Annotated in this window: 23 protein-coding genes; 16 read left to right on the top strand and 7 right to left on the bottom strand. The window is 43.2% G+C overall.

Annotation, left to right across the window (positions count from 1 at the left end; all coding sequences use genetic code 11):
• Position 1: 1 nt before the first annotated feature.
• From P2W76_RS08515 to P2W76_RS08540, 6 genes are all read right to left on the bottom strand, one after another.
• On the bottom strand, positions 2–883 hold the full coding sequence (locus P2W76_RS08515) for a lysylphosphatidylglycerol synthase transmembrane domain-containing protein (protein WP_276347303.1): 882 nt from the start codon (positions 881–883) through the stop codon (positions 2–4).
• Positions 852–1,808 (bottom strand): glycosyltransferase family 2 protein, encoded by a 957-nt coding sequence (locus P2W76_RS08520; RefSeq protein WP_276347304.1) that lies wholly within the window; start codon positions 1,806–1,808, stop codon positions 852–854. The genes P2W76_RS08515 and P2W76_RS08520 overlap by 32 nt, the downstream gene beginning before the upstream one ends.
• Positions 1,805–3,400 (bottom strand): hypothetical protein, encoded by a 1,596-nt coding sequence (locus P2W76_RS08525; RefSeq protein ID WP_276347305.1) that lies wholly within the window; start codon positions 3,398–3,400, stop codon positions 1,805–1,807. The genes P2W76_RS08520 and P2W76_RS08525 overlap by 4 nt, the downstream gene beginning before the upstream one ends.
• A 75-nt stretch (positions 3,401–3,475) precedes the next feature.
• Positions 3,476–4,291 carry a murein L,D-transpeptidase catalytic domain family protein gene (locus P2W76_RS08530; protein WP_276347306.1) on the bottom strand — a complete coding sequence of 272 codons (816 nt, stop codon included), beginning with the start codon at positions 4,289–4,291 and terminating at the stop codon, positions 3,476–3,478.
• Between the two features lie 149 nt (positions 4,292–4,440).
• Positions 4,441–5,442, bottom strand: coding sequence for an NAD(P)-dependent oxidoreductase (locus P2W76_RS08535; protein WP_276347308.1), 1,002 nt, complete (start codon positions 5,440–5,442; stop codon positions 4,441–4,443).
• 209 nt (positions 5,443–5,651) lie between these two features.
• Positions 5,652–7,112 carry a glycine--tRNA ligase gene (locus tag P2W76_RS08540; protein ID WP_276347309.1) on the bottom strand — a complete coding sequence of 487 codons (1,461 nt, stop codon included), beginning with the start codon at positions 7,110–7,112 and terminating at the stop codon, positions 5,652–5,654.
• A gap of 152 nt (positions 7,113–7,264) precedes the next feature.
• On the opposite strand from P2W76_RS08540, the gene P2W76_RS08545 reads away from it, so the two are divergent.
• The 7 genes from P2W76_RS08545 (at position 7,265) to P2W76_RS08575 (ending at position 13,904) form a co-directional block, all read left to right on the top strand.
• Positions 7,265–7,978, top strand: a complete 714-nt coding sequence (locus tag P2W76_RS08545) for an ATP-binding cassette domain-containing protein (RefSeq protein ID WP_276347310.1) — start codon at positions 7,265–7,267, stop codon at positions 7,976–7,978.
• A gap of 22 nt (positions 7,979–8,000) precedes the next feature.
• Positions 8,001–8,729, top strand: coding sequence for a gliding motility-associated ABC transporter permease subunit GldF (gene gldF / locus P2W76_RS08550; RefSeq protein ID WP_276347312.1), 729 nt, complete (start codon positions 8,001–8,003; stop codon positions 8,727–8,729).
• Between the two features lie 29 nt (positions 8,730–8,758).
• Complete coding sequence (gene gldG / locus P2W76_RS08555; protein WP_346429826.1) at positions 8,759–10,408, top strand: gliding motility-associated ABC transporter substrate-binding protein GldG; 1,650 nt, start codon at positions 8,759–8,761, stop codon at positions 10,406–10,408.
• Between the two features lie 111 nt (positions 10,409–10,519).
• Entirely contained in the window at positions 10,520–11,644 is a 1,125-nt protein-coding gene (gene dnaN / locus P2W76_RS08560; protein WP_276347314.1) for a DNA polymerase III subunit beta, read from the top strand.
• A 124-nt stretch (positions 11,645–11,768) separates the two neighbouring features.
• Positions 11,769–12,473 (top strand): DUF4397 domain-containing protein, encoded by a 705-nt coding sequence (locus P2W76_RS08565; RefSeq protein ID WP_276347315.1) that lies wholly within the window; start codon positions 11,769–11,771, stop codon positions 12,471–12,473.
• 82 nt (positions 12,474–12,555) lie between these two features.
• Positions 12,556–13,209, top strand: coding sequence for a DedA family protein (locus P2W76_RS08570; RefSeq protein ID WP_276347316.1), 654 nt, complete (start codon positions 12,556–12,558; stop codon positions 13,207–13,209).
• 38 nt (positions 13,210–13,247) lie between these two features.
• The gene (locus tag P2W76_RS08575; protein ID WP_276347317.1) at positions 13,248–13,904 is read left to right on the top strand and encodes a VTT domain-containing protein; all 657 of its coding nucleotides are present in this window, start codon (positions 13,248–13,250) and stop codon (positions 13,902–13,904) included.
• Here the strand turns inward: P2W76_RS08575 and P2W76_RS08580 are convergent.
• Positions 13,901–14,863, bottom strand: a complete 963-nt coding sequence (locus tag P2W76_RS08580; protein ID WP_276347318.1) for a zinc dependent phospholipase C family protein — start codon at positions 14,861–14,863, stop codon at positions 13,901–13,903. The two genes, P2W76_RS08575 and P2W76_RS08580, sit on opposite strands and share 4 nt — an antisense overlap.
• 202 nt (positions 14,864–15,065) lie before the next feature.
• Here P2W76_RS08580 and rpsT point away from each other — a divergent pair, with 202 nt between their 5' ends.
• The 9 genes from rpsT to P2W76_RS08625 all read left to right on the top strand — a co-directional run bounded on the left by rpsT (position 15,066) and on the right by P2W76_RS08625 (position 25,696).
• Positions 15,066–15,320, top strand: coding sequence for a 30S ribosomal protein S20 (gene rpsT, locus P2W76_RS08585; protein ID WP_276347319.1), 255 nt, complete (start codon positions 15,066–15,068; stop codon positions 15,318–15,320).
• A gap of 87 nt (positions 15,321–15,407) precedes the next feature.
• Positions 15,408–16,112, top strand: a complete 705-nt coding sequence (radC, locus tag P2W76_RS08590; protein ID WP_276347320.1) for a DNA repair protein RadC — start codon at positions 15,408–15,410, stop codon at positions 16,110–16,112.
• Positions 16,113–16,120: 8 nt separating this feature from the next.
• Positions 16,121–16,963, top strand: coding sequence for an endonuclease/exonuclease/phosphatase family protein (locus P2W76_RS08595; protein WP_276347321.1), 843 nt, complete (start codon positions 16,121–16,123; stop codon positions 16,961–16,963).
• A gap of 74 nt (positions 16,964–17,037) precedes the next feature.
• Positions 17,038–19,437 (top strand): phenylalanine--tRNA ligase subunit beta, encoded by a 2,400-nt coding sequence (gene pheT, locus P2W76_RS08600; RefSeq protein WP_276347322.1) that lies wholly within the window; start codon positions 17,038–17,040, stop codon positions 19,435–19,437.
• Between the two features lie 159 nt (positions 19,438–19,596).
• Positions 19,597–19,905, top strand: coding sequence for a hypothetical protein (locus tag P2W76_RS08605; protein WP_276347324.1), 309 nt, complete (start codon positions 19,597–19,599; stop codon positions 19,903–19,905).
• 22 nt (positions 19,906–19,927) lie between these two features.
• Positions 19,928–20,218: a cell division protein ZapA gene (locus P2W76_RS08610; protein WP_276347325.1), complete on the top strand. Its 291-nt coding sequence runs from the start codon at positions 19,928–19,930 to the stop codon at positions 20,216–20,218.
• Positions 20,219–20,425: 207 nt separating this feature from the next.
• On the top strand, positions 20,426–21,988 hold the full coding sequence (gene rny / locus P2W76_RS08615; protein WP_276347326.1) for a ribonuclease Y: 1,563 nt from the start codon (positions 20,426–20,428) through the stop codon (positions 21,986–21,988).
• 169 nt (positions 21,989–22,157) lie between these two features.
• Entirely contained in the window at positions 22,158–22,664 is a 507-nt protein-coding gene (locus P2W76_RS08620; RefSeq protein ID WP_276347327.1) for an Mpo1-like protein, read from the top strand.
• 191 nt (positions 22,665–22,855) lie between these two features.
• On the top strand, positions 22,856–25,696 hold the full coding sequence (locus tag P2W76_RS08625) for a TonB-dependent receptor (protein WP_276347328.1): 2,841 nt from the start codon (positions 22,856–22,858) through the stop codon (positions 25,694–25,696).
• The last annotated feature ends 64 nt before the right edge of the window (positions 25,697–25,760 follow it).

The following is a 25,760-nucleotide window of genomic DNA, read 5'->3' on the forward strand; positions in this document are numbered from 1 at the left end:
ATTATTTTAGTTCGATCTTCTTCTCCCCGAGTTCTTTTGGATAGAACACAAAATAGATACCGCTAAAAGACAGTATCGCAGAGATACAATAGAATAAAAGACTTATAATCACGGCAAGATGCTGATCCATCTGAAAGTATTGGGCACCATACAGAAATACTAATTCCCTTGCTCCCAGGCCGCCGACGGTGAACGGGAAAATAGCTACCAAAGACGAAGCAAGGAACATAAACAAATACGGTGCAAATTTCCCCTCATAGTTCAGTGCGTAAAGAATTATAATTACGCAAACAACTTGCATGGACTGGACGAGCAGTGCTTTGCTATGAATAAGTAAAAAGTTGCGGCTGTATTCCTGAAAATAGCGGGTCATCACCAGATAATACGCAACAGTTCCAACCAGAACGACTATTATCGGAATCCAGTTGGGTACACCCAGATAAGGGATAAAAATCACGAGCGTTGATATGATCAATCCTAATGCCCATAAACCGCTCAGACGATCAAAGAATATAGCCTGAAAAAGCTTCCGGCCCTTTATGGAGAATTTCTTTCGCAGTAAAAAAATCTTATATCCATCGCCTCCAATCCCACCCGGAAGGAAAAGATTATAGAACATTCCCAGAAGATAGATCTTGAAGTTGTAAACACCAGATATTTTTAAGCCTATCCCTCTAAAAAAAGTATTTAAACGCGACGCTGAGATTATTTGGGAAATGACAAAGGCCACCAAGGCAAATAGAAGATAAACCGGATCAGATTCAACAAAAGCTTCCCTGAGGTCTTTTAATTCGACTTTTCTTGATACCAGGTACAAAGATAGGCCGGTGACTAACAGCTTCAAAAGCAGCTTAACTATTTTCCAGCTTTTCGTTTTGTCCATTAAATATTCTTCTAACCTGGTATGTTTTTCTGTTAGTTCCTTCGAAGTAAGTACGTACGTTTATTTCGGCTAATATCCCGAAAGTTATTAGTTGAATGCCTGCCAGCAGAAATATCAATCCTAAAGTAAGCAACGGCTTGCCCCCGATATCCTGGCCCATGAGTTTTAATGTCAGGAGATATAAGTTTATCACCAGTCCCAGGCCAAATGATATAAAGCCCAGTGTTCCAAACAAATGCATAGGCTTTTGAATGTACTTTCTGAAGAACACCATCGTGACAAGATCGGCCATCACTTTGAAGGTACGGCCCAAGCCATATTTAGAGGTACCGTGGATACGGGCATGATGCTTTACATCGACTTGGGTAATGCTGGCGCCCTGAAGCTTAGCCAGTACCGGAATGAATCGGTGAAGTTCCCCGTAAATACCGAGGTCTTCAGCTATTTCCCGTTTAAATATCTTTAGCGTACAGCCATAATCCTTTATATATACGCCGGTCATGCGGCGGATGATAGCGTTGGCAATTCTGGATGGGATTTTTCTCAGGAACATACCGTCCTGGCGATTCGCCCGGTTGCCTGCAACTACATCCCAATCCTCGTCTTTAAGCTTCTGCAGCATAAAAGGAATATCTGAGGGATCATTTTGGAGATCACCATCAATCAGAGCAATGTATTTGCCGCTGGCATGATCAATTCCGGCAGTCATCGCCGTACTCTGACCATAGTTTTTGCGCAGTTCCACTAAACTGTTGCGCTCATCAGCATTCTCCCTGATCTTTTTCTGAGTGCCATCTTCCGATCCGTCATCTACAAAAATCACCTCATAATCAATGGTATTCAAAGCGGCACGGATCTCTGCCAGCAAAGGCTCAATATTATCCCGTTCATTTAAGACAGTGATCACAACAGAGAGTTCTCTCATTTTAGCTCGTAGAGTTTTAAGTTCTGGTAGTTCTTTATCAACAACGCTTTTGGATGCTCCAACTCCCTGTCAAAGGTAAAATAATAACCTGGCTTCGAAGCATCCTCAGTGAATTTCACTTGTGCCATACGCTCTCGTTGGATGTAAAAGATCAGACGGTCGTGGAACGGGATTCCCGCTTCTTGGGGATGATATTGGTAGAAAAAGAAGGGTGCTCCTTTGCTAACCCTTCCCATTTCTATAGCAGCGCTTTTGTAATAATTTTCGACTTTGTGATGAGCGCGATGGGGAAGGATAAAAAGGCTGAATGCCAGGCGGACAATTAACATTAAGCCCAGGAACGCCACTATCTTTTGGCTTTTTAATTTGTAGATGAGGAGGGCGAAAAAAGCGCTGATCAGAATAAGCAGGAAAACTTTTAACACAATATGATCCACGAATTCCGAAAGATCGAACAATAAGGCGGCGGGCATAGCGAGTGTGACAAGGGTGCCGAGAACCATCAGGGATATCTCGAAGACACGCTTTGTTTTTGGTAGCTTATCGCGATAAGTGTAATATGCATGGCTCCAGATGATAAATAACAGCGGATAGAGCATCAGCAGGTACCTGGGCCTGGTTTGGGGCGATAGCCAGTATACCCAGATATTTGCAAGGAAGACAATTGCGATATATTTAAGAAAAGGGTTTGCTTTGATCCCCCGTATAAAGTCTTTGTGAAAGCAAAAAATCAAAAGGATACTCGCGGGGAACAGGTGCCCGGCATGTTCAAAAGGAAAAGACAGCATGTGCAACGCAGTAGTAATAAAGCCGAACTCGGTGGCTGTTCTCCTGCTACTTTGATCCCATATTGTGCTAAAATATCCCTCAAGGTTTGGGTTATACTGGTAATAATTTAAAAAATACCCACCGATGATCGTCAGACAGAACAATCCGCTAAGGATATGCTGCCAGCTGAACAATTTTTTTAAATTGCCAGTGTAGGTGAGCAAGGCGACTAGTGTAAATCCCTGGAATACTACTGAAGGCAGGCCTTTGCATAAAAAGGTAACAGCGGTAATAAGATAGGAGATAAAGAACAGCCAAAACCACTTTCTCTGCTGAAAAAAATAAAATATCAGCATAAATGAGCCAAAGGTTAACCAGGAGTAAAAAATATCAATGTGCCCCAGCATCGAATCGTAAATAAGCATGCGGCCATTCACCAGGAATAATAATCCGCTTAGAAGGGCGATATGGCGGTTTTTAAGGAAATAGCTGACCGAATAGAAAATAGTGATCGCAAAGAAAAACATGGGGATTATAGCCGGCAGCCGCGTATTAAACTCCGTAAAGGCTCCGCTAAGCTGATAAACACCAGCTAATATCCAATTATAAAAAGGAGGTTTATTATAATAATACTCGCCGCCGATGGTTGGTACCGAGTAGTTTTTCGTAAGGATCATTTCCAGCGCCACATTTGCGCGTGTTGGTTCGTCAGCGAAAAGGGGGAGGAGGCCGAGGTTGATAAAAAATACAGGTAAAGCGACTAGTAACAGAAGGAAAAACCCTCTCTCGGGGTGTCGGTCAAGGAAGTTTTCCAGTCTCTCCATACAGTACGGCAAAGATATAAAAAGCAAAAGAGAGATCCGGGGATCAGGATCTCTCTTTTTTAACGCTTAATATTCTTATATGCTGGCCTGGACTGTATTTCCTGACGAAACAAAATTTGATACCGCAATCTCCTGATCCAGGTAGTTTGAGGTATAATCATTTCCTGGCCCGTTAATGAACATGCAGGTCTGGCCCTTGATCGTATTTATGATCGTTTTTGTCAGTTCTGCAGGAAGAGCCGGGCAACCATGACTTCGGCCTAAACGGCCAGTTTTATCTATGAACGATTGGCTTACATAATCGGCTCCGTGAACTACTACTGCACGGTCCCTGGCGTTGGTATTAAATCCTTTGTCCATGCCTTCCAGCTTCATTGAAAGACCATGTTTTCCAAAGTAAGTTTCACTTGTAATATAGAAACCAAGGCTGCTTTGATGTGAATTTGCAAGATTAGAAAAACTTGTCGCCATATCGCCGCCACTTCCCCGGCCATGCGCTACTAAAGTATTAAATAAGACTTTGTTGCTGGCAAGATCCACAATCCAGAGACGCTTCTGCGTACTTTTCAGATTAAAATCAATGATGGTAAGGATCTGACGTTCCGGGGAAATCAGATTTGTTTTTTTAAGATTATAATAGCCAATTAACGCTTTCTTGAAAACCGCTGCATCCAGATCTCTGGCTGCCAGGCCAATTTTTTCATATGCCGAATTAACATATTGATCGAAGATCTGGGTATTTGAATAATTAGCAGTTACCTTAACGGCGGCCGAGTCTTTTGCTGAATTAAAGAACTGCAATTGTGATTTTTTTGCCGATACCCAGCTTATAGCAGGTAAGGTACAAATAAGTAAGAGCATGCCAATCGCCCACACGGTGTATTTCTTCATAGATTTCCTCAGTTAATGTTTATTAAACGAAACAGTTTATTAAAATATTGTTGTGAGTAAGGATATGAATTAGGTATAGTTTTGGCTTTTGTGATATACAAATATACGATTTTATGAAAAGTCAATTGTCATCTGAAAGTAGAAGAATTTCAGCTAGTTATCGTCCACGGGGCATCTATAAGCTGTTTCAGATAGCTATTGGGTGTTCCGAAACTATGCACCCAGCTGGCGATCTCAGAACATGAATTATGAAAGTTTTTGGTAGGTCTGTAATTTAGTTCCCGCTTAATTAGAGAAATGTCCAGCACAGAATTATTTTCCATTGATTGTAGAACGGGCTTACTAATGTTTCTGACAACCCCTTTTTTAGTGTTAAGCAGAAGAAACATCCGGACAAGAGGCGCGGGCAGCCCCAGAGGGATTAAGTTAACTTTCTTAACCGCAGAGGCACATTCTAATGCCAGCTCCCATAGCAAGTACGGTTTTTCATCGGTAATATTAAATACCTGAAACTGCTTTTGATCCTTTCTGGCTAAATAAAGGTCAATTGCGTAACCAATATTGTCAATATGGGTGAGAGAGCTCTGTGTTTCTTTTTTAAACGGGCATAATAGGAAATTACCTTTTACCAGGCTGAGAAGTTTAGGTAATAAAATGCGGTCTCCAACGCCATATATAGCCCTTGGGCGAAGTATAAGGCGTTTTTGATGCTCCGGTATGTCCAATTCCACAATGTCTTCTGCCAGCAATTTGGTTTCGCCGTAATCGCTTAGTTCAGATTGTATGCTAGCATCGTCTTCTGTAACCGGAAGGCCTTTGAACTGGTAAACAGATGAGGACGAAATGTGGATGAAAAACCGGCAATTTCTGGCCGCTTCTACGACGTTAAGCGTGCCTTCTACGTTGCTTAGAATAAGGTTTTTGTAGGTATCTGTATCAGAAGCCAGAGCGGCCGCATGGATACATACATCAGCATCGATAAGGTTCATAACCCCCGTTATATCTTCCTTAATATATCCTGCTACTTTCAGTAGATTTCGATTGGGTGTTTCCCGGTTCCCGATCGCAAGGATCTCATGCCCTTCTGAATGAAAATATCTGCAAAGAGCAGCCCCTACGAATCCATTGGCACCAGTGATCGCTATTTTCATTTCTATAATTATTTTCAAAAGCAGTACTTCTGCCAAAGTAATAGAAGGATTCCAACCAAGACTAAATATTTCCTCGAGTTTATTCTACTATTACATTAAATGAATGAGAATGTTTTAATTAAGATGCGAATTATGACGAAGAAAAAACGGAGGGGTAATAAACAAGAAACGCCGCTCACAGGAGCGGCGTTTCTTGTGTTAATCTGGTTTTATTTTAATAAATTCTTCCAGCTGACAAGGTCGCCTATGATCTTCTCCAGCTCATCAGAGCCAACACGTTCTTGCTGCATGCTATCTCTATGTCTTATAGTAACGGTATTATCTTCCAATGTCTGGTGATCAATAGTGATACAAAAAGGTGTACCAATGGCGTCCTGCCTGCGGTAGCGTTTTCCTATGGAGTCTTTTTCGTCGTACTGAAGGTTGAAATCCAGCTTCAGGTTATCCATTATTTCTCTCGCTTTTTCAGGAAGGCCGTCTTTTTTTGTAAGCGGCAATACCGCAGCCTTAACGGGTGCCAGGCAAGGGTGCAGTCTTAAGACAGTCCTTGAATCTTGTTTTTCTTCGGTGCTGAGGTCTTGTTCTTCATATGCATTACACATGGTGAGCAAAAACATACGGTCCAATCCTATTGAAGTTTCAATAACATAGGGAACGTAGTTCTTATTCTCTACAGTATCAAAATACTGGAGCTTCTTTCCAGAGAATTTCTCATGCTGACTCAGATCAAAATCTGTCCTGCTGTGAATTCCCTCAACTTCTTTGAATCCAAAGGGGAATTCAAACTCAATATCCACCGCAGCATTTGCATAATGTGCAAGCTTAACGTGATCATGAAAACGGTACTTTTCCGGCTTGGTACCTACAGCGAGATGCCATTTTAGCCTGGATTCTTTCCAATGTGCGTACCATTGCATTTCTGTTCCGGGCTTTACGAAGAACTGCATTTCCATCTGTTCAAATTCGCGCATACGCATGATGAACTGACGGGCAATAACTTCATTTCTGAATGCTTTCCCAATTTGGGCAATTCCAAATGGAATTCGCATCCTGCCTGACTTTTGCACGTTAAGAAAGTTTACAAATATACCTTGGGCAGTTTCCGGACGCAGATAAACCTGATCGGAGTCTTCTGCCATAGCTCCCATCTGCGTAGAAAACATCAGATTGAACTGACGGACATCAGTCCAGTTACGAGTACCGGAAACCGGGCACACTATTTCATGCTGTTCGATTAGCGCTTTTAATGCCGGAAGATCATCAGCAGCCAGGGCCGCATCCATATCAGACTGCAGTTTATTTGCCTTATCAGCCTTACCGTCCTTTTCATAACGGGCTATCTTATCTTCAATTAAGTTGTCGGCACGGTACCGCTTCTTGGAATCTTTATTATCGATCATCGGGTCAGCAAAGCCATCCACGTGGCCGCTGGCTTTCCAGACCTTTGGATGCATAAAGATCGCTGAATCAATACCCACGATGTTCTCGTTAAGCTGGACCATGGATTTCCACCAGTAAGTCTTGATGTTGTTTTTTAGTTCAGCACCCAGTTGTCCGTAATCATATACGGCGCCTAATCCATCATATATTTCGCTTGATTGAAATACAAAACCATACTCTTTGGTGTGGGATATAACGTTTTTAAATAGTTCGTCGTTGTTTTTGCTCATAACACGACAAAGATAGTAATGGAATCGAGAAACGAGATGCGAGAAGCGAGAAGATCTGAGGCACGGCTTGATATAACGGAATGTCTTTACCCGATTCCGAAAAATCTCGTGTCTCATGTCTCGATTCTCGCTTCTATCCTTAACTTTGAGCCATGAGCATCTCCGTAACGAATCTTAGCAAAGATTATGGTCTGCAGAAAGCTGTGAACGGGATCTCGTTCGAAGCTGCTGCCGGGAAGGTTCTCGGGTTTTTAGGCCCTAATGGCGCAGGGAAATCAACGACGATGAAGATCCTGACGTGCTTTATTCCTCAGACATCCGGTACTGTAAAGGTTTGCGGATTTGATGTGAATGATAATCCTATGGAGGTTAAGCAGAACATAGGATACCTTCCCGAACATAACCCTTTATATCTGGAAATGTATGTAAAGGAAGCACTTGGGTTTATTTGCGATATTCATCATATTGCCGACAAGCAAAACCGGATCAATGAAGTTATAGAAATGACCGGACTTACGGGCGAACAGTTTAAAAAAATAGGGGCTTTATCGAAAGGTTACCGGCAGCGGGTAGGATTAGCCCAGGCCATCTTGCCGGATCCCCAGGTGCTGATATTGGATGAACCTACCTCGGGTCTCGATCCCAATCAGGTTGTGGGAATACGAAGCTTAATTAAGCAGCTCGGTAAAACTAAAACTGTGATACTTTCTACACATATCATGCAGGAGGTAGAGGCTGTGTGTGACCAGGTCATTATTATCAATAAAGGACAGATAGTAGCGGATGACGAGTTAGGCATACTGAGAAAGAAATATCAGGGAAAGAGCCTGGAGGATATTTTTATCGAGTTAACGAACGTGAATTAGTACCAATTAAATCTGGAATCAATTGTTAGCCATACTGTATAAAGAAATATCAGGATTTTTCAGCTCGCTGGTAGCCTACATTACCATTGCCGCATTTCTTGTTGTTACCGGGCTTTTTCTATGGGTGTTTCCTGAATCAAGTATTCTTGATTATGGATATGCGGGTTTAGACAGCTTTTTTAATATTTCTCCTTACATCTTTATGTTCCTGATTCCGGCAATCACCATGCGCTCGCTTGCAGAGGAAAGAAAAGATGGTACATTCGAGCTATTAGTTACCAGGCCGGTTACAGACTGGGACATCCTGCTTGGCAAGTTTTTTGCGTCCCTGGTGATCGTTATTCTTACCTTGCTGCCCACCCTTGTGTATTATGTCACAGTATACCAACTGGGCGTTGTTAAGGGTAATGTAGATACGGGGGCGGTGATAGGCTCGTACATCGGTCTGATATTGCTGGGCTCCGCATTTGTTAGTATAGGCTTGTTTGCTTCGTCATTAGGGAAAAATCAAATTATCGCATTTACCATCGCGGTGTTTTTATGCTTTATATGGTTCAGTGGATTTGATTCGTTCAGCCAGGTGCTATCCTTACGTCGCCTGGATAGCTTCTTAGTTGTAATAGGCATTAATCAGCATTATCAGTCCATCAGCAGGGGGGTGCTGGATACGCGCGACCTCATTTACTTTTTGAGTCTGGACGCCATATTCTTATTATTTACCAAGACTGTTCTGGGGGCGAGGAAATGGTAAGGCAGAAGAAAAAGGATTTAATTTATGCGTTGGCATTTACATTACTTATTGCCCTGGCAAATATCATCTCTTCATTTTTCTTTACCAGGATTGACTTTACAAGTGAAAAGCGATATACCCTTTCTCCGCTAACGCGCGATATTCTGCAAAAGTTAGACGACAGGGTACAGGTTACGGTGTATCTGGAGGGCGATGATTTTCCTGCGGGCTTTAAGAGATTGAGAAGCTCTACATTTGATATCCTTACAGATCTGAAAGCCTATTCGGATGACAACCTGAGCTTTGATTTCGTAAACCCGATGACTGGAAGCGAAGAGGAGCAACAGGAAAACTATCAGAAGCTATTAGAACAGGGTATTGAAGCAACGAACCTGAATATTACCACTGAGAGTGGAAACTCTCAAAAGATCGTCTTCCCGTCTGCGCTGATCAGCTATAAAGGGGTACAGCTTCCTGTAAAGCTTTTGCAGCCTCAGGCAGGTGTCGATCCGCAGGAGGTGCTTAATAACTCAATCCAGAATCTTGAGTATGCTTTTGCCAGTGCAATAAAAAAAGTTAACAGCGGCGGCGCACAAAGAATCGGCTTTACTGAGGGCCATGGCGAGTTAAGCGATCTGCAGCTGAGCGATGCGATGAACTCTCTTGCAAACTGGTCGGAAGTTGGACGTGTGGACCTGAGCACAATAACTTTTGAGGGTCTCGACAAGTTAAAACTGCTTATTGTAGCCAAGCCAAGCAGCGAGTTTACCGAGGCTGAAAAATATAAGATCGACTATTTTGTAATGAATGGCGGCCGTGTTTTATGGGCCATAGACCAGGTCTACGCCGAACTGGATAGCCTGCGCGGTGCCGAGGAGCAGTTGGCCTTCCCCCGGAAGCTAAACCTGGATGACATGTTTTTCAGGTATGGTGCCAGGATCAATTATGACCTGATCCTGGATATGAATAGTTCGCGTATTCCTCTTAAGATGGGAGACGCAGGGGGGCAGTCGCAGTTTGAGCTGGTACCCTGGCTTTTTTACCCCGTATTTGTACCGGTAACTGCTCATCCCATTGTTAAGAACCTGGACGGTATCCGTTCGGAATTTCCATCAAGTGTAGATATCATTGACGTAAAGGGTGTAAAAAGCGAAATCATCCTTTCTTCGTCGCCTTATAACCGCAAGCTGGACGTTCCCACATTACTATCCCTGCAGATGGTAGACCAGGAACCTGATCCCAAGCTCTTCCAGGGTCCCTTAAGAGTTGCCGGTGTGCTCCTTGAAGGAGAATTTCCATCTGTTTTCAGGAACCGGCCGGTTCCTTCGGGAATAAACGGGCGGGTAAAAATTCCTGCGCAAAGCAAGTTCGGAAAGATGATGATCATCGCCGACGGTGATATCTTTAAAAACCAAGTGAACACAACAGATGGTTCGCACTATCCCCTAGGCTTTGACCGGTATACGCAAGAACAGTATGGCAATAAGAACTTTTTATTGAATACAGCGGACTATCTGATGGACGACTCGGGGATTATTGGATTAAGAAATAAGGAAGTCCGTCTGCGCTTACTGGATAAGGCCAAAATTAAAGCCGATAAAACGTTTTGGCAGGTAATAAATCTAGGTTTGCCCCTGATAATGTTGATAGCCTGCGGTATTTTTCAACATTACTTCCGTATTAGGAAGTATGCTCGTTAAATTGTATATTTTTACAGGTATTATTTACCAATTTACCTAAATTTTACCGGTTAACAGCTGATTAGGAACTACCGAAAAGCTTTACTATTATTGTTTTTCAGATATTTGAACATGAGATTTATAGTTTCTACATCTACCTTATTAAAACAGCTGCTTGCGGTTAACGGAGCATCCAGCAGCAGTACAGTTTTGCCTATTCTCGAGAATTTCCTCTTTGAGATTAAAGGCGGGACGCTGACGGTTTCGGCAACAGACCTTCAAACCAGCATGACGACCTCGCTGACGGTAGAATCTAAAGAAGACGGGAAGGTTGCGATTCCTTCAAAGATCCTCCTGGAAACCCTGAAAACATTGCCCGATCAGCCCATCTCTTTCTCTGTCGATGATAAAACTTTCTCGATTGAAATAAGTGCTGGCGATGGTAAGTATAAACTGAGCGGCGAAAATGGTGAGGACTTCCCTAAAATACCGGTTGTGGAAAATGCCTCATCTGTTACTATGCCTGCCTCTGTACTTGCAGAGGCTATTAATAAAACGCTTTTTGCCGTGAGTAGTGATGAGCTCCGCCCGGCTATGACTGGCGTTTACTGTCAACTGAGTCCTGAGCATATTACTTTCGTAGCAACCGATGCGCATAAGCTTGTCCGCTACCGTCGACTGGATACAAAATCTGATTCGGCTACAACTTTTATTTTACCCAAAAAAGCGCTGACTTTACTAAAGTCGTCACTGCCTTCTGACGATGTCATTGTTTCCGTGGAGTATAACAGCACAAGTGCTTTCTTTAGATTTGGTAACATTAATCTTATTTGCCGTCTGATAGATGAAAGGTATCCTGACTATGAAGCTGTAATTCCTAAAGACAATCCGAATAAATTAGTGATAGACAGGTCACTTTTCCTGAATTGCCTGAGAAGGGTTGTTATTTTTGCAAATAAGACAACTCACCAGGTAAGGTTGAAGATCACCGGCAGCGAGCTCAATATATCTTCCGAAGATATCGACTTTGCGAATGAAGCCCATGAACGCCTGAGCTGCCAGTATGAGGGAGAGGATATGGAGATCGGATTTAATGCGAAATTTCTTATTGAGATGTTAAATAACCTGAGTGGTGAGGAAGTTCTTCTTGAGATGAGCAGCCCTAACCGTGCCGGACTATTAATGCCGCAGACCCATGATGAACAGGAAGATGTCCTGATGCTGGTTATGCCGGTAATGCTTAATACCTACGCATAAAGAGAATTTAACTTGACTTAAAACGGGCCTGATTTTTGAATCAGGCCTTTTTTGTTTGTGCGCGTTTGTAATAATCTATGCATCTAACGCGTACTAGTTAGATAATCTATTAATAAATCAAATTATGAAAACATCAATTTTAAGCAGAATGAAACGGGCAAGTATTTTCTTTATAGCCCTAACGGCCCTGACAGTTTTTTTAACATCATGCAGTAAAAATGATGACGATGAGGTGCTTACAGGACAGGCCAAAGTTATGATCGTTAACTCAGCATCCGGTTCCGCGGCCCAGGATTTTTATCTTGAAGGTACTAAAGTAAATACCGAAGCGGTAGCATATTCACAAAGTACGGCCTACATTTCTGTGCCTGTTGGCTACGATCGTAAGGCAGAATTTAGAAATACAGGGTCGACCACAGCAAACTTTACCGGCTATGTGGACATCTTACCTAATCAAAACTACACATTTTTCTATACTGCCTCAGCTGATGGAACAGGGAACAGCAGCGCCGTGTTCAGAGATGAAACAACCAGCCCTTCTCCGAGCAAGGCCCGGGTTCGATTTGTAAACGCCGCTTCCGGGCTAACGACAGCTAACCTGCTTATTGCAAACGGAGCTACGATCGCTTCAAATATAGCATTTGGTACAGCGTCAAGTTTTAGCGATGTAGATCCGGGGACCCTTAGCCTGCAAACTGGTCTGGCGGCAGGAGGAACAGCAGCCGTCAATCTTGGAAGCTTTACATTGCAACCCGGTAAGATATATACGATCTATACGTCGGGTTCGCTGACAAGCAGCGTAACTGCCTCCCTGATTACACATAACTAATTATAATCAAATTGCAATAAAACAGAAAACTCAGGTCTTTTAGCCTGAGTTTTCTATTTTTGTCAAAATTTAAAAACGACTCTTGGAACTAATTCAACAGCTTCTCGATTTTATTCTCCATATCGACCAGCATTTAATTGAAATTGTTCGGGAATACCAAACCTGGACTTACCTCATACTTTTCCTTATAATCTTTGCAGAAACGGGCTTTGTGGTGACGCCCTTTTTGCCGGGCGATTCGCTCCTTTTTGCTGCGGGCGCAATAATTGCAAAGCCTGAAAGCGGACTGAATATTTTCATTATGTGCCTGCTTTTAATTGTAGCTGCCATTTTGGGAGATCTTGTGAACTACCACATTGGTAATTACATTGGCCCGAAGGCCTTTAGCGGTAAGTACAAATGGCTTAAAACCGAATATCTTGAGAAAACCCAAAAGTTTTATATCAAGCATGGCGGCAAAACTATCATATATGCCCGCTTTATCCCGATAGTGCGGACTTTTGCACCGTTTGTAGCCGGTATCGGAACTATGAGTTACAGCCGCTTCGCCTCCTATAACGTGGTAGGAGGAGTGATATGGGTTGTATCATTTTTATTTATCGGATACTTTTTCGGTGGACTTCCTGTAATAAAGGACAATTTTACTTATGTCATATTCGGAATTATTATCTTATCTATTCTGCCGCCGATCGTAGAAATATTCCGGGAACGACGCAGGAAGTCTGCCGGGATATAGCACCTCACATTTCTGTTAATCATTAATCACCCGAATCCTTGGAATTTATAATCGAGCTTTTTGATATCATTCTTAATATTGATAAGTACCTTGTTAAAATAGTTAACGATTACCAGACCTGGACCTATCTGATAATCTTTCTTATCATATTTGCCGAGACTGGATTTGTAGTAACGCCTTTTCTTCCCGGCGACTCACTGCTCTTCGCCGTAGGGGCGCTTATCGCTAAAGGGGGTACCGGCCTGGATATTTATATAATGGGCTTACTTTTAATTGCCGGGGCCATAATGGGAAACACTGTTAACTACTTTCTGGGAAATTATTTCGGTCCTAAGGTGTTTAAGCCGAATAACCGCGTTCTTAAGGTCGATTACTATAATAAGACGCAGGACTATTTTGATAAAAAAGGCGGTAGTATGCTTATTATTAGTCGCTTCATGCCTATTTTCAGAACAGTAACCCCTTTTGTAGCCGGCGTTGGTAAAATGAACTTTGGCCAGTTTACTTATTACAACGTTGTTGGAGGTGTCCTTTGGATAGTCAGCTTTCTGGGGCTAGGCTTTATATTCGGTAATATACCGTTCATTAAGGATAACTTTACCTACGTGATGCTCGTGATCATCGTGCTGACGATCATGCCGGCAGTATTTGCGGCAATCAAAGCGCGCAGAACTATGGGCGAGAAAGAAGTTTAATTTTCATTTCTTCCTATAATTGCCCCTTTCCCGTAAAGGCCTTCTATCGTTTCCTGTTTTAATCGCTCTTCGGTAGTTAGTTCCGCCTTTGCCAGGTTTTTAAGGTTAGGCTGGCCGGCATCTATCCATGCAGAATACCAGTAACTTCCCGTTTTGAGGATGGATGAGCGCATCTGCTTTTCAACCATGCCTTTCATGGCCGTATGGTAAGCCTTTGAGTACTCCTCCGAATATTGCCGTTCAATGCGACCGTTGCGCTCACTGAACGTAAACCTGCGGCCTGAAGGGAATGACCTGCTTAGCCTGGCTTCTATTAGCAGTACAGAATCTGTGTAGTTTTGTGCGATCTTAACGATTTCCCAGGCTGCTTTCAGCGGATCGCTGATGTATTGGGCCCGGCCAACTACGAAGTCGTATTCCGTATGGAATAGTTCCGGAAGCCTGCTTTCCCAGAAGCCATGAATTCCAATCTGGCCGGTCAGCTGGCCGTTATAGTTAGCAGTGGTATGAAGGGGAACATGGGCATCGGAAACATAATGCCCAAGATCTGCAGAGGCCCTGAGGATTCTCAGTGAATCTCTCAGCCGGAAAGCCTCAGTCAGGGAATAATATGCCCGTTCTATTTGCCAGGGCACTATGCCATTCTCCAGCAATACCTGCTCACCATATTTTCCGGCGGCATCTTTCCATTTCAGTGGGATACTGTCGAACGGTGAAGTACCATAACGGTCTATATCAATAAAATGCTTTGCCGCTTCTGAGGTGTCTGCATACCTTCGTTTATCCGGATCGACTGAGTGTTCTGTAATGAACAGGATATTATTTTTATAAAAACGCATCATCCCCGAGGGGAGGGTATAGGCAGCAAGGCGGTTAATGCTCTGGTGGGCGAAGAAGCCCCAGCTGAAACTCAGCAGGCATGGCAGGATCAGCATCAGAAAATATAGATTGCGTTGCATTCATTAAAAATAGCCAGTTTGTGCTAGCCCCGGGTGTTTGGAGCAAAGCACTTATGCATCGGTTATAGCCGGGAAGTCCTATTTACTGGATTTACCAACAATAGATACGACATTAGGTTTTTTTGAATTTCACTTTGTAGTTTAAAAAAATCGCCATATATTTGCAGTCCTTAAAAGAGGGACGGAAAAAACAGCTTAACAAATGGCAAATCATAAATCATCGATAAAAAGAATAAGATCAAACGCAGCTAAGCGTTTACGTAATCGCTATCAGGCGAAAACTACAAGAACCGCTATAAAAAGATTACGTACTGCAACTGAAAAATCAGAAGCAACTCCGCTTTTGAGTAAAGTGATCTCTATGCTTGATCGTTTGGCTAAAAAGAACATCATACACAAAAACAAAGCATCAAATAATAAATCGAAATTGACGAAGTTCGTTAACGGTTTAAAGTAAGAGCTTTTATAATGACCTTTAACTAAGGGGTTCCGAGCATATCGGTACCCCTTTCTTGTTTTTATATGTTTTGGACTACGTTTAGTTATGGAGACAACATATGAACACAAAATAAGCATCAAATCCTGGTCGGAAGAAGACCGTCCACGGGAGAAACTGAGTACACAAGGCAGGCGAAGCCTCAGTGATGCAGAGCTCCTGGCGATCCTGATCGGCTCAGGCAGCCAGAACGAAAGTGCCGTTGAATTAAGCAAGCGAATTCTTTATAACTGCAATAATAATCTGAACCAATTAGCCAGGTTAGGTATCGCAGAATTATCAAGATTTAAAGGGATCGGTGAAGCAAAGGCAATCAGCATCATTGCTGCCCTCGAGCTGGGCAGGCGCCGGAAGGTCCAGGCTTCACCTGAACTCACCCAGATAGCCACCAGTATAGATGTTTATGAAGTGATATCTTCCCAGTTTAAAGATCTCAATCACGAAGAATTCTGGATACTATTGCTAAACCGGGCAAACAGGATCACATCAAAACATTTGGTAAGCAAAGGCGGACAGGCAGGGACTATAGCAGATCCGAAGATCATTTTCAATATAGCCCTTGAAAATCATGCAGCTTCCATTATATTAGCTCACAATCATCCGTCTGGTAATTTGAAACCAAGCCATGCTGACCTCGAATTAACGAGGAAGCTCAGGTCCGCGGGCCAGTTTCTGGACCTGCCGGTATTAGATCACCTGATAATTACAGACCAAGGCTTTCTGAGCTTCGCGGATGAAGGCATCCTAACCTGATGGTACCTATGAAGAAGATTTTAATCCTGCTTGCCCTTATAAGTACCGGCCCGGTACTGAAGGCACAGCAAGTAAACTATGGCTCACTAAACGTGATGTCGTACAACATAAGATATAATAATCCTGCTGACAGCGTGAACGCATGGCCTAACAGAAAAGAATGGGTTGCCTCTCTTATTAAGTTCCACGATACCGATATACTTTGTATTCAGGAGGGTCTGGCAGACCAGGTAGATTATCTTAAAACAGCTATAGGTTTTGCAGTTGAGGGTGTGGGCCGCGATGACGGTCAGCGGGCCGGTGAGTTCACTGCGATATACTACAATCCCTCACGCTTCGTGAAAAGGGCCTCGGGGAACTTTTGGTTATCAGAAAGTCCTGAGGTACCATCCAAAGGCTGGGATGCAGCAATAACCCGTATCTGTACCTGGATCCGCTTATTTGATAAGGTACGTAAGCATGAGTTCTATGTATTCAATACACATTATGATCATCTGGGAACAGTCGCGAGGTACAAGTCAAGCCAGCTTCTGCAAACACAGATCCCGCTTATAGCCGGCGAATTTCCCGTGATCCTTGCCGGCGATCTTAATGTGACTCCTGGAACCGGGGCAGTGGACCTTATAAAGACATTCTTAAAAGATGCGCGTGAAGTCTCCAGGGAGCCTGCCTACGGCCCGGCAGGTTCGTTCAATGGGTTTAAGTTTGACGCTCCTCTGAAAGACAGGATAGACTACATCTTTACAAGCAAGCATTTTTCAGTACTTAAATTTGGCATCTTGTCGGATTCGAAAGATCAGCGTTATCCCTCAGATCATCTACCTGTTCTGGCACGGATCAGGATTGATTAACCGAGGAAATTCTCGCTTGCCGCGTCTCAATTCTCACATCTCTTTCTATCTTTGTCGTTCATCATTTTTAGAACATGAAGATCTCGTACAAGTGGCTGCAGCAATTTATTCAAACCGATAAGACGCCGGATGAACTTTCACTCATTTTAACCAATATTGGATTAGAAGTTGAGAGTCTTGAGAAAGTTGAGGGAGTACCCGGTGGGTTGGAGGGGTTGGTGATAGGTTATGTAAAGGAATGCGTGCAGCACCCTAATGCAGATCGTTTAAAGGTCACAAAAGTTGATGTAGGACAGGCCGAGGACCTTCAGGTTGTTTGTGGTGCCAACAATGTTGCCGCCGGGCAGAAAGTTGTGGTCGCAACGGTCAATACTACGGTCTATCCTGTAAGTGGCGAACCTTTTAAGATCAATAAATCAAAGATCAGGGGTGAGGTATCTGAAGGAATGATCTGTGCCGAGGACGAGATCGGCCTGGGACATGATCATGATGGGATTATGGTTCTTGATAAGAATGCGCGGATCGGGGCAGCAGCGAAGGAGTACTTTAAGCTTGAAGATGATTTCGTGTTTGAGATAGGGCTCACACCAAACCGTGCCGATGCGGCGTCGCACCTGGGAGTTGCGCGCGACCTGGCGGCATATCTCCGGATCCCATTGACATTGCCCGATATTTCAGCTTTTAATGTGCAGGAACAGTCCCTGAATATTCCAGTAAGCGTAGAAGATAAAGAGGCCTGCCCTCGCTATTCATCGGTCACAATAAGCAATATCACCGTCGGCCAGTCACCGGATTGGCTTAAGGACAAACTGAATGCAATTGGAGTACGCCCCATAAATAATGTGGTGGATGCGACCAATTATATCCTTCACGATCTTGGTCAGCCGTTACATGCCTTTGACGCAGCAGCGATAAAAGGCAACAAAGTGTTTGTCAGGACCTGTCCTTCAGCGACAGTTTTCACAACTCTTGATGAAGTTGACCGCCAGTTGTCGGCCGACGACCTGATGATCTGTAATGCCGAAGAGCCAATGTGCATCGCTGGTGTGTTTGGAGGTATTTCTTCAGGAGTGACTTCGTCTACTACCAGCATTTTCCTGGAAAGCGCCTGGTTCAATGCAGTATCTGTCCGGAAGACATCTAAACGGCATGGTCTTAAAACGGATGCTTCATTCCGGTTTGAGCGCGGAACAGATCCTGATATGACTGTGACAGCACTTAAAAAAGCGGCGATCCTGATCACGGAGCTGGCAGGAGGGTACATTTCTTCGGAAGTATCGGATATTTATCCGGTTCCGGCCAGGCCATTTGATATTGAGATCTTTTTTAAGAATGTTAACAGGCTAATCGGTAAAGATATCTCTCCGGAAGAGATCCGGGCAACCTTAACCGGCCTGGGTATTGCCATTAGTGCTGAAACAAGCGAGGGAATGTCGTTGAAGGTGCCGCCTTATAAAGTGGATGTAACCCGGGAGGTGGATATCATCGAGGAGATCCTCCGTATCCATGGCTACAATAATATTGATATTCCGACCCAGATAAAAGCTTCCTTAAACTACACTGCCAAACCAGACAAGGAGGTTTTGCAGAACCAGGTTGCAGATATGCTTACGGGGAATGGCTTTATAGAAATATTAAGTAATTCACTGACTAAGCTTAGCTATTCTTCGAAGCCGGAACTGGCGGTAAAAATACTCAATCCCTTAAGCAGCGACCTCGATGTTATGCGGCAGAACCTGTTGTTTTCAGGACTTGAAGCTATCTCCTACAATCAGAATCGCAGGAACGCCGACCTTAAGTTGTATGAATTCGGTAAAGTGTATAGTCTGGATGGCGAAAATTACAAAGAGAGCCAGCGTTTGTCCGTTTTCCTGACGGGCTCCATTGAGCCTGAGAACTGGAACGCGAAGCCTTCAGCGGCTGGGTTCTATCAATTGAAGTCAGCGGTAGATATGATCATTGCCAGGTTAAACATCAAGGGTCTTATTTCTGATGATGCCACTGCCGGCAATTTTTCTTCAGGGATAGCCTACCGTAAAGGTGAGAAGACATTAGTTGAATTCGGTGCAGTTTCAAAGCCAGCCCTAAAGCAGCTTGATATTTCGGGACCGGTATTTTATGCCGACTTCGACTGGGATCTCGTTATCCGGTCGGTAAGAAACAACAAGATATCTCATAAGGAGGTTTCCAGGTTCCCATCGGTACGGCGCGATCTGTCTATGCTTCTTAATCAGGAAGTATCGTTTGAACAGTTAAAGCAAATTGCTCTGAAGACAGAAAAGAGTATACTCCGGGAAGTTAACGTTTTTGACGTGTATGTCGGCGACAAGCTTCCTGAAGGAAAGAAATCATACGCTTTAAGTTTTGTACTTCAGGATGAAGAAAAAACTCTTGCAGATAAGCAGATTGACGCTATCATGCAAAAATTAATTCTTAATTTCGAGAAGCAGGCGGGCGCGGAGATCAGGAAGTAGTACGTTGTAAGTTATACGTTGTAAGTTTCTTTCCTCCTAATATTGAAATGGATAGTTTAGTTTGAATTAGAACGCATAACGTATTTTTCTTCTTGCGATTTAAATTATTAGTTAACCCTAAATTATAACGTATAACGTACAACTTATAACGTACAACTCATGAATGTCGCCGATCAGCTCAGCAAAGTAATAGATAAAACCAGCAGGTTGATCGACCTCTGCGCGGCCCTGCAGGAAGAAAACGAGTTGTTGAAATTAGAGAACGAGTCGCAGAAGAAAGTTATTCAGAACACGGATAGCAAGAATAAAGATCTGGAAGAAAAGCTGCGTGTTCTTACCCTTGCGCGCTCATTGGAAGGTATACCTGCTGCAGATTTGGGAGTGAATGAAAAAACTCTTGACATAAAGCAAAAAATTACCGAATTTGTACGCGAAATAGATAAGTGTATTGTGTTGCTCAAGAAGTAATACATAGTGAAATCAAGCTCAAATGGGAGAAATCTCCATAAAAATAAATATTGCTGACAGAGTTTACCCCTTAAAGGTAAACATGGAAGAAGAAGAGGTTATTAGAAGGGCAGCGAAGATAATAAATGACCGCATAAAGGAATACCAGGACAATTATGCGGTTCGGGATAAACAGGATTTGTTATCCATGTGTGTACTACATTATGCTACAGCTACGCTGAAGGCAGAGAAAAAGGTAATGAATGTAGATACGGACGTGGCCGAGAAAGTTTATGAATTAGACCAGCTGTTAACTGATTTTTTTGCAAAGTAATATCGTTCTTTATACATAGAGCACTAAAGATTTAACCGCAGTTAAATTTTAGGTTTCACTATTTAAAGCTTAACACTTCAATATTGAAGGGCATAAAGCCGGTCATTTGCTCGGGCATCTGGCTAAAGGTTTAACCCTACTTCAAGAACGAAGCTTATAATACATGATGCTTAAATTTAGTTGCGGTTTTTTTATACCTAAAGAATTATGGACATATTACAAATACTACTTTATGTTTTACTCGGACTTGCCGGCGGCATAGTGATAGGGAGGTTTCTCCTTCGAAAGCTGCTGAAGAACCAGGAAGCAGGTGCACAGAATAAAGCAAAAAAGATACTTAAAGACGCAGAGACCAACGCAGAGATCTTAAAGAAGGATAAGCTTCTGGAAGCAAAGGAAAAGTTCCTTCAGATGAAAGCTGATCACGAACAGGAGATCAACAATAGAAACAATACGATAAACCAGCGTGAGAACTCGGTAAAGCAAAAGGAGCAGTCTATCAATCAGAAACTTGACAACCTGACTAAAAAGGAGCAGGAACTGGATGGAGTTAAAGCCAGTCTTGAGAAGCAGATTGAAATTGCCCGCAATAAGCAGGACGAAGTTGACGCCTTAAAAAACCAACATATTCAGCAAATGGAGGCTATCGCCGGTTTGTCTGCTGAGGATGCGAAGAACCAGTTGATTGATTCCCTACGGGAAGAAGCGCGTACCCAGGCGATGATCCAGATCAAGGATATTGTAGATGAGGCTAAGCTAACAGCGAGTAAAGAAGCGAAGAAAGTAGTTATCCAGACTATCCAGCGGACCGCTACCGAAAGCGCGATTGAAAATACTGTATCGATATTCAATATCGAGAATGACGAGATTAAAGGACGTGTTATTGGCCGTGAAGGGCGTAATATCAGGGCGCTTGAAGCAGCTACCGGTATAGAGATCATTGTGGATGATACTCCTGAAGCAATAATACTTTCCGGTTTTGACCCGGTAAGACGGGAGATTGCCCGATTAGCCTTGCACCGCCTTGTTACGGACGGCAGGATCCATCCGGCCCGGATTGAGGAGGTTGTTGCCAAGACCAAGAAGCAGATCGAAGATGAGATCGTAGAGATCGGGGAGCGTACGGTGATTGATCTGGGTATCCATGGTCTGCATCCCGAGTTGATCCGCATGGTGGGGAGAATGCGTTACCGTTCATCATACGGCCAGAACCTGCTGCAGCACTCACGCGAGGTTGCTAACTTCTGTGCCACTATGGCCGCAGAGCTTGGGCTGAATGTAAAAATGGCTAAGCGTGCCGGACTGTTACATGATATAGGCAAGGTGCCTGATGATAACCCGGAATTGCCTCACGCAATTTTAGGTATGCAACTTGCTGAAAAGTATAAGGAGCACCCTGAAGTATGCAACGCGATCGGCGCTCACCACGATGAAGTGGAAATGACTTCGATGATTTCTCCGATAATACAGGCGTGTGATGCTATTTCAGGCGCCCGCCCGGGAGCAAGACGTGAGGTTGTGGAAAGCTATATCCGCAGGTTAAAAGAGCTCGAAGCCCTTGCACTGTCGTACCCTGGAGTTGAGAAGACATTCGCCATCCAGGCCGGGCGCGAACTCCGTGTAGTTGTGGAAAGTGAGAGGATCACTGATGCTGCCGCAGAAATACTAGCAGCCGATATCTCTAACAGGATACAAACTGAAATGACCTACCCGGGACAGATCAAGGTGACGGTGATCAGGGAGACGAGGTCGGTATCGTACGCGAAGTAAATTAGTTATACGTTGTACGTTTTACGTTGTACGTCTGGGCGGATAGTATGGTGGTTAAAAAAACCTATAACTCCATTATACTGATAATTCAGCGTTTGGAAGCGTACCACATAGAATACAATATATAACACAGCGTTTAGAAAACGTAAAACGTACAACGTATAACTATATGAAAAGCCAACCCACAAGACGGCTCGTCGACGTATACTTTGATAAATACGCCGAAAGCCATGAGAACCCAACCAATAAACTGATCCACTGGATCTGCGTACCTTTGATCGTTTTCAGTTTATTCGGACTGATATGGGCTATTCCTTTTCCCCATCTTGAATTCCTGGGCAAGTATAACGGCTATGTAAACTGGGCTTCTTTTTTGATCGCCTTTGCAGTCTATTACTATTATAAGCTATCGCCTGTTTTATCCTACGTAATGCTGCTGATCATCATGGTTTTCAGCGCCGGTGTTGTATCACTTGAAAAGGCACATCGCCTTAACGGCTGGCCTGAGATGTGGCATGTATGCCTGGTTATATTCGTCGTAGCCTGGATGGGGCAATTCATCGGGCATAAGATTGAAGGTAAGAAGCCGTCATTCCTTGATGATGTTAAATTTCTGCTCATAGGTCCCATCTGGCTGGTTCATTTTGTGTTTAAGAGGGTAGGGATCAGGTATTAGGTATTAGGTATTAGGGGTTAGGCTTTAGAAGTCAGGGTCGGTCCTAATGCCTAATACCTAACCCCTAAAGCCTTAACATTCCCTTAACATTATTAACCTATCCTTCACATTTTGGTAAATGTTACTTAACTCTAATAATACCATGAGTTAATATTGTGGTAATACTTTTGTTGAAATTAAAACTCAACAAAGTGAAACACAAGCTATTTCTTTTAAATCTAGGCTTCTTCCTATCATTCTTATTAATTTCACATTCGGCATTCAGCCAGCAAACCGGTAAAATAGCCGGAAAGGTAACTGATACAAAAACCGGTGAAACGCTAATAGGTTTAACGGTTAAAATTACCGGCAGCACCATGGGCGCTTCGACTGATGTTGAAGGCCGCTACACGCTCGGTAATTTGAATCCGGGAAAGTATAGCCTTACCTTTTCCTATATAGGCTACCAGTCAAAGAATATCACTGATATAGAGGTTGGGGCGGGCAAGACTACGAACCTGGATGTGATTATGGATGAGGCGACCTCACAGACATTACAGGAGGTTGTAATTACCGCGACGCTCAGACAGGAAAGCCTGAACGCTTTATATGCCCAACAGAAGAACAGTATTAGTATTTCAAGCGGAATATCGTCTGAACAAATACGCAGATCTTCGGATAGAAATACGTCGGAGGTACTAAAACGCGTCAGCGGTACGAGTATTCAGGATAATAAGTTTGTAGTGGTCAGAGGCTTGAGCGATAGATATAACTCTGCCAGGTTAAATAACGCAACCCTGCCAAGTTCAGAGCCAGACCGTAAAGCATTTTCTTTTGATATCGTTCCGTCTAACCTGATCGACAATGTAATCATTAATAAAACTGCCAGTGCGGATCTCCCGGGTGATTTTACAGGCGGATTGGTAACGATAAATACCAAAGATTTTCCTGAGCAAAGCTTTTTAAATTTTAGTGTGGGTTTCGGCTATAATAGCCAGTCTACATTTAAAGATTTTAAATCTGGCAGCAGAGGTGGTTTAGATATCTTAGGATTCGACAACGGTGACAGACAAATTCCCAACGGATTTGCAAGCAGCTCACGTTTTAATACATTGTCTTTATCGCAAAAGCTTGCACAAACTAAATTATTCTCAAACTCATTTAATATTAATAACGGAACATCCTCTCCGGTTCAGAATTATCAGTTGACCTGGGGTGCCGTTAAGGAGTTTAAGAATTTATCCACATTTGGAAGCATCATCTCTCTTTCATACAGGAACTCAGAGAGTATCAACAATTCTCACAGGCTTGACTACGAGACTGACGGGCATGCGGCGTACGATTTCAGAGATGATATTTACAAGTATTCAACTAACGTTGGTCTTTTAGCTAACTTCTCCTATAAGAAAAACCGGAGCAGGTTCTCTTTCAGAAATATCATCAATAAGTCTTTCGACGATGTGTATACTTTCCGTAACGGAATAAACAATGATAATGCCGTTGCGAGAAGAAGTAACACTATCGACCTGACTGATAAGGCCCTGGTGAATAGTCAGGTAGATGGCGAACACGCGATTGGCAAGAACGACTGGAAATTAAACTGGAATGCTAATTACACGTTCACATACCGTGATCAACCGGATCTGCGAGTTCAATCTTACGCAAAGCCGCTGGATGCTGCGAACGATGCATCCGTACCTTTTCGGGCAGAGATGCCAAGTGGTTCTTCTGCAAGCCGTCCGTTGAGCCGTTTCTTTTCACGCCTGGACGACTATGCTTACGGAGCGTCAGCGTCTTTAGCTATACCGTTCAATTTCAACAAGGAGAAGAGCATCTTTAAAGTCGGAGGTTCAGCGCTGCTAAAGGACCGTACATTTAGTGCCAGGGTTTTAGGTTACGTAGGTGCTTCCAGCCAATTCGATAACTCTCTACGCAATTTGGCTCCTGATATGATATTTTCTCCGGAGAATATTAATGAGAATGGATTTGTATTAAATGAGATCACCAATAATAATGACAGATACAAGGCGTTAGCCGATCTATATGCAGGTTATCTATTGATGGACAACCGTTTAAGCAACAAATTGCGCTTATCATGGGGTACCCGTTTAGAGTATTATAACCAGGATCTGGATGCCAGAGGGTTCTCTAATGAGAAGGTGAATGCTGACGTAAGTAACCTGGACATCTTGCCGTCATTTAATTTAACTTACAACGTAACCGATAAGTCAAATTTCCGTTTCTCAGGCTCGAAAACTGTTGCACGCCCGGAATTAAGGGAATTGGCTCCGTTCCAGTATTATGATTTTATTTCAAACAGTACTACTTCCGGAAACCCTAACCTGATCCGTACGAATATTTATAACGGAGATATCAAGTTTGAGTATTATCCGCAGGGAGGAGAGTTATTATCCGGTGGAATATTTTATAAGCAATTTAATAATCCAATAGAGCAGGTTATCCCGGCGGGGAGTAATGCTAATAACCGCCTGAGAACTTACGCGAATGCCAACTCGGCGAGCAACTACGGCTTCGAGGTCGAAATGCGCAAGCGATTGAATTTCCTTGACGATTCTTCGGAATGGTTAAAGAATCTGATCCTCTTTGCTAACTACTCTTATATCGTTTCGGATGTGGATCTATCGAATACTACAACTTCAGCGTCCGAGAGAAAACGTCCGTTGCAAGGCCAATCACCTTACCTTATCAATGCCGGTCTTCAATACAATAATACCAGGGGCGACTTTGGCCTAAGTTTGATGTACAACCGTATTGGTCAGCGTATCTCTGACGTAGGATTTGAAGGTTATCCATCGATCTATGAAAACTCAAGAGATCTGATTGATGCTCAGGTAAGTAAGAAAGTCCTGAAATCAAGGGCTGAGATTAAACTTAACTTTTCGGATCTGTTAAATCAGAACATTGTGTTCTATCAAAACCAGAACGGCAAAAAGACGTATGAGTCCAACATAGATAATCATCTGAATACCTATAAGCCCGGAACATCTGTCTCGCTTTCATTTTCCTACAATCTGAATTCAAGGACAAGATAATCCGGAAATTACCGGGGTAACTTAAGGATAACTTAACATAGAGTTGATCAAGAGGTAATTGTGC

The sequence above is a fragment of the Daejeonella sp. JGW-45 genome, from assembly GCF_029360805.1.
In the GTDB taxonomy this organism is placed as follows: domain Bacteria; phylum Bacteroidota; class Bacteroidia; order Sphingobacteriales; family Sphingobacteriaceae; genus Daejeonella.

Excerpts from the sequence above, each read along its gene's own strand:
- P2W76_RS08515 (WP_276347303.1), bottom strand. The coding sequence starts at position 883 with ATGGACAAAACGAAAAGCTGGAAAATAGTTAAGCTGCTTTTGAAGCTG.
- P2W76_RS08520 (WP_276347304.1), bottom strand. The coding sequence starts at position 1,808 with ATGAGAGAACTCTCTGTTGTGATCACTGTCTTAAATGAACGGGATAAT.
- P2W76_RS08525 (WP_276347305.1), bottom strand. The coding sequence starts at position 3,400 with ATGGAGAGACTGGAAAACTTCCTTGACCGACACCCCGAGAGAGGGTTT.
- P2W76_RS08530 (WP_276347306.1), bottom strand. The coding sequence starts at position 4,291 with ATGAAGAAATACACCGTGTGGGCGATTGGCATGCTCTTACTTATTTGT.
- P2W76_RS08535 (WP_276347308.1), bottom strand. The coding sequence starts at position 5,442 with ATGAAAATAGCGATCACTGGTGCCAATGGATTCGTAGGGGCTGCTCTT.
- P2W76_RS08540 (WP_276347309.1), bottom strand. The coding sequence starts at position 7,112 with ATGAGCAAAAACAACGACGAACTATTTAAAAACGTTATATCCCACACC.
- P2W76_RS08545 (WP_276347310.1), top strand. The coding sequence starts at position 7,265 with ATGAGCATCTCCGTAACGAATCTTAGCAAAGATTATGGTCTGCAGAAA.
- dnaN (WP_276347314.1), top strand. The coding sequence starts at position 10,520 with ATGAGATTTATAGTTTCTACATCTACCTTATTAAAACAGCTGCTTGCG.
- P2W76_RS08565 (WP_276347315.1), top strand. The coding sequence starts at position 11,769 with ATGAAAACATCAATTTTAAGCAGAATGAAACGGGCAAGTATTTTCTTT.
- P2W76_RS08580 (WP_276347318.1), bottom strand. The coding sequence starts at position 14,863 with ATGCAACGCAATCTATATTTTCTGATGCTGATCCTGCCATGCCTGCTG.
- rpsT (WP_276347319.1), top strand. The coding sequence starts at position 15,066 with ATGGCAAATCATAAATCATCGATAAAAAGAATAAGATCAAACGCAGCT.
- radC (WP_276347320.1), top strand. The coding sequence starts at position 15,408 with ATGGAGACAACATATGAACACAAAATAAGCATCAAATCCTGGTCGGAA.
- P2W76_RS08595 (WP_276347321.1), top strand. The coding sequence starts at position 16,121 with ATGAAGAAGATTTTAATCCTGCTTGCCCTTATAAGTACCGGCCCGGTA.
- pheT (WP_276347322.1), top strand. The coding sequence starts at position 17,038 with ATGAAGATCTCGTACAAGTGGCTGCAGCAATTTATTCAAACCGATAAG.
- P2W76_RS08605 (WP_276347324.1), top strand. The coding sequence starts at position 19,597 with ATGAATGTCGCCGATCAGCTCAGCAAAGTAATAGATAAAACCAGCAGG.
- P2W76_RS08610 (WP_276347325.1), top strand. The coding sequence starts at position 19,928 with ATGGGAGAAATCTCCATAAAAATAAATATTGCTGACAGAGTTTACCCC.
- rny (WP_276347326.1), top strand. The coding sequence starts at position 20,426 with ATGGACATATTACAAATACTACTTTATGTTTTACTCGGACTTGCCGGC.
- P2W76_RS08620 (WP_276347327.1), top strand. The coding sequence starts at position 22,158 with ATGAAAAGCCAACCCACAAGACGGCTCGTCGACGTATACTTTGATAAA.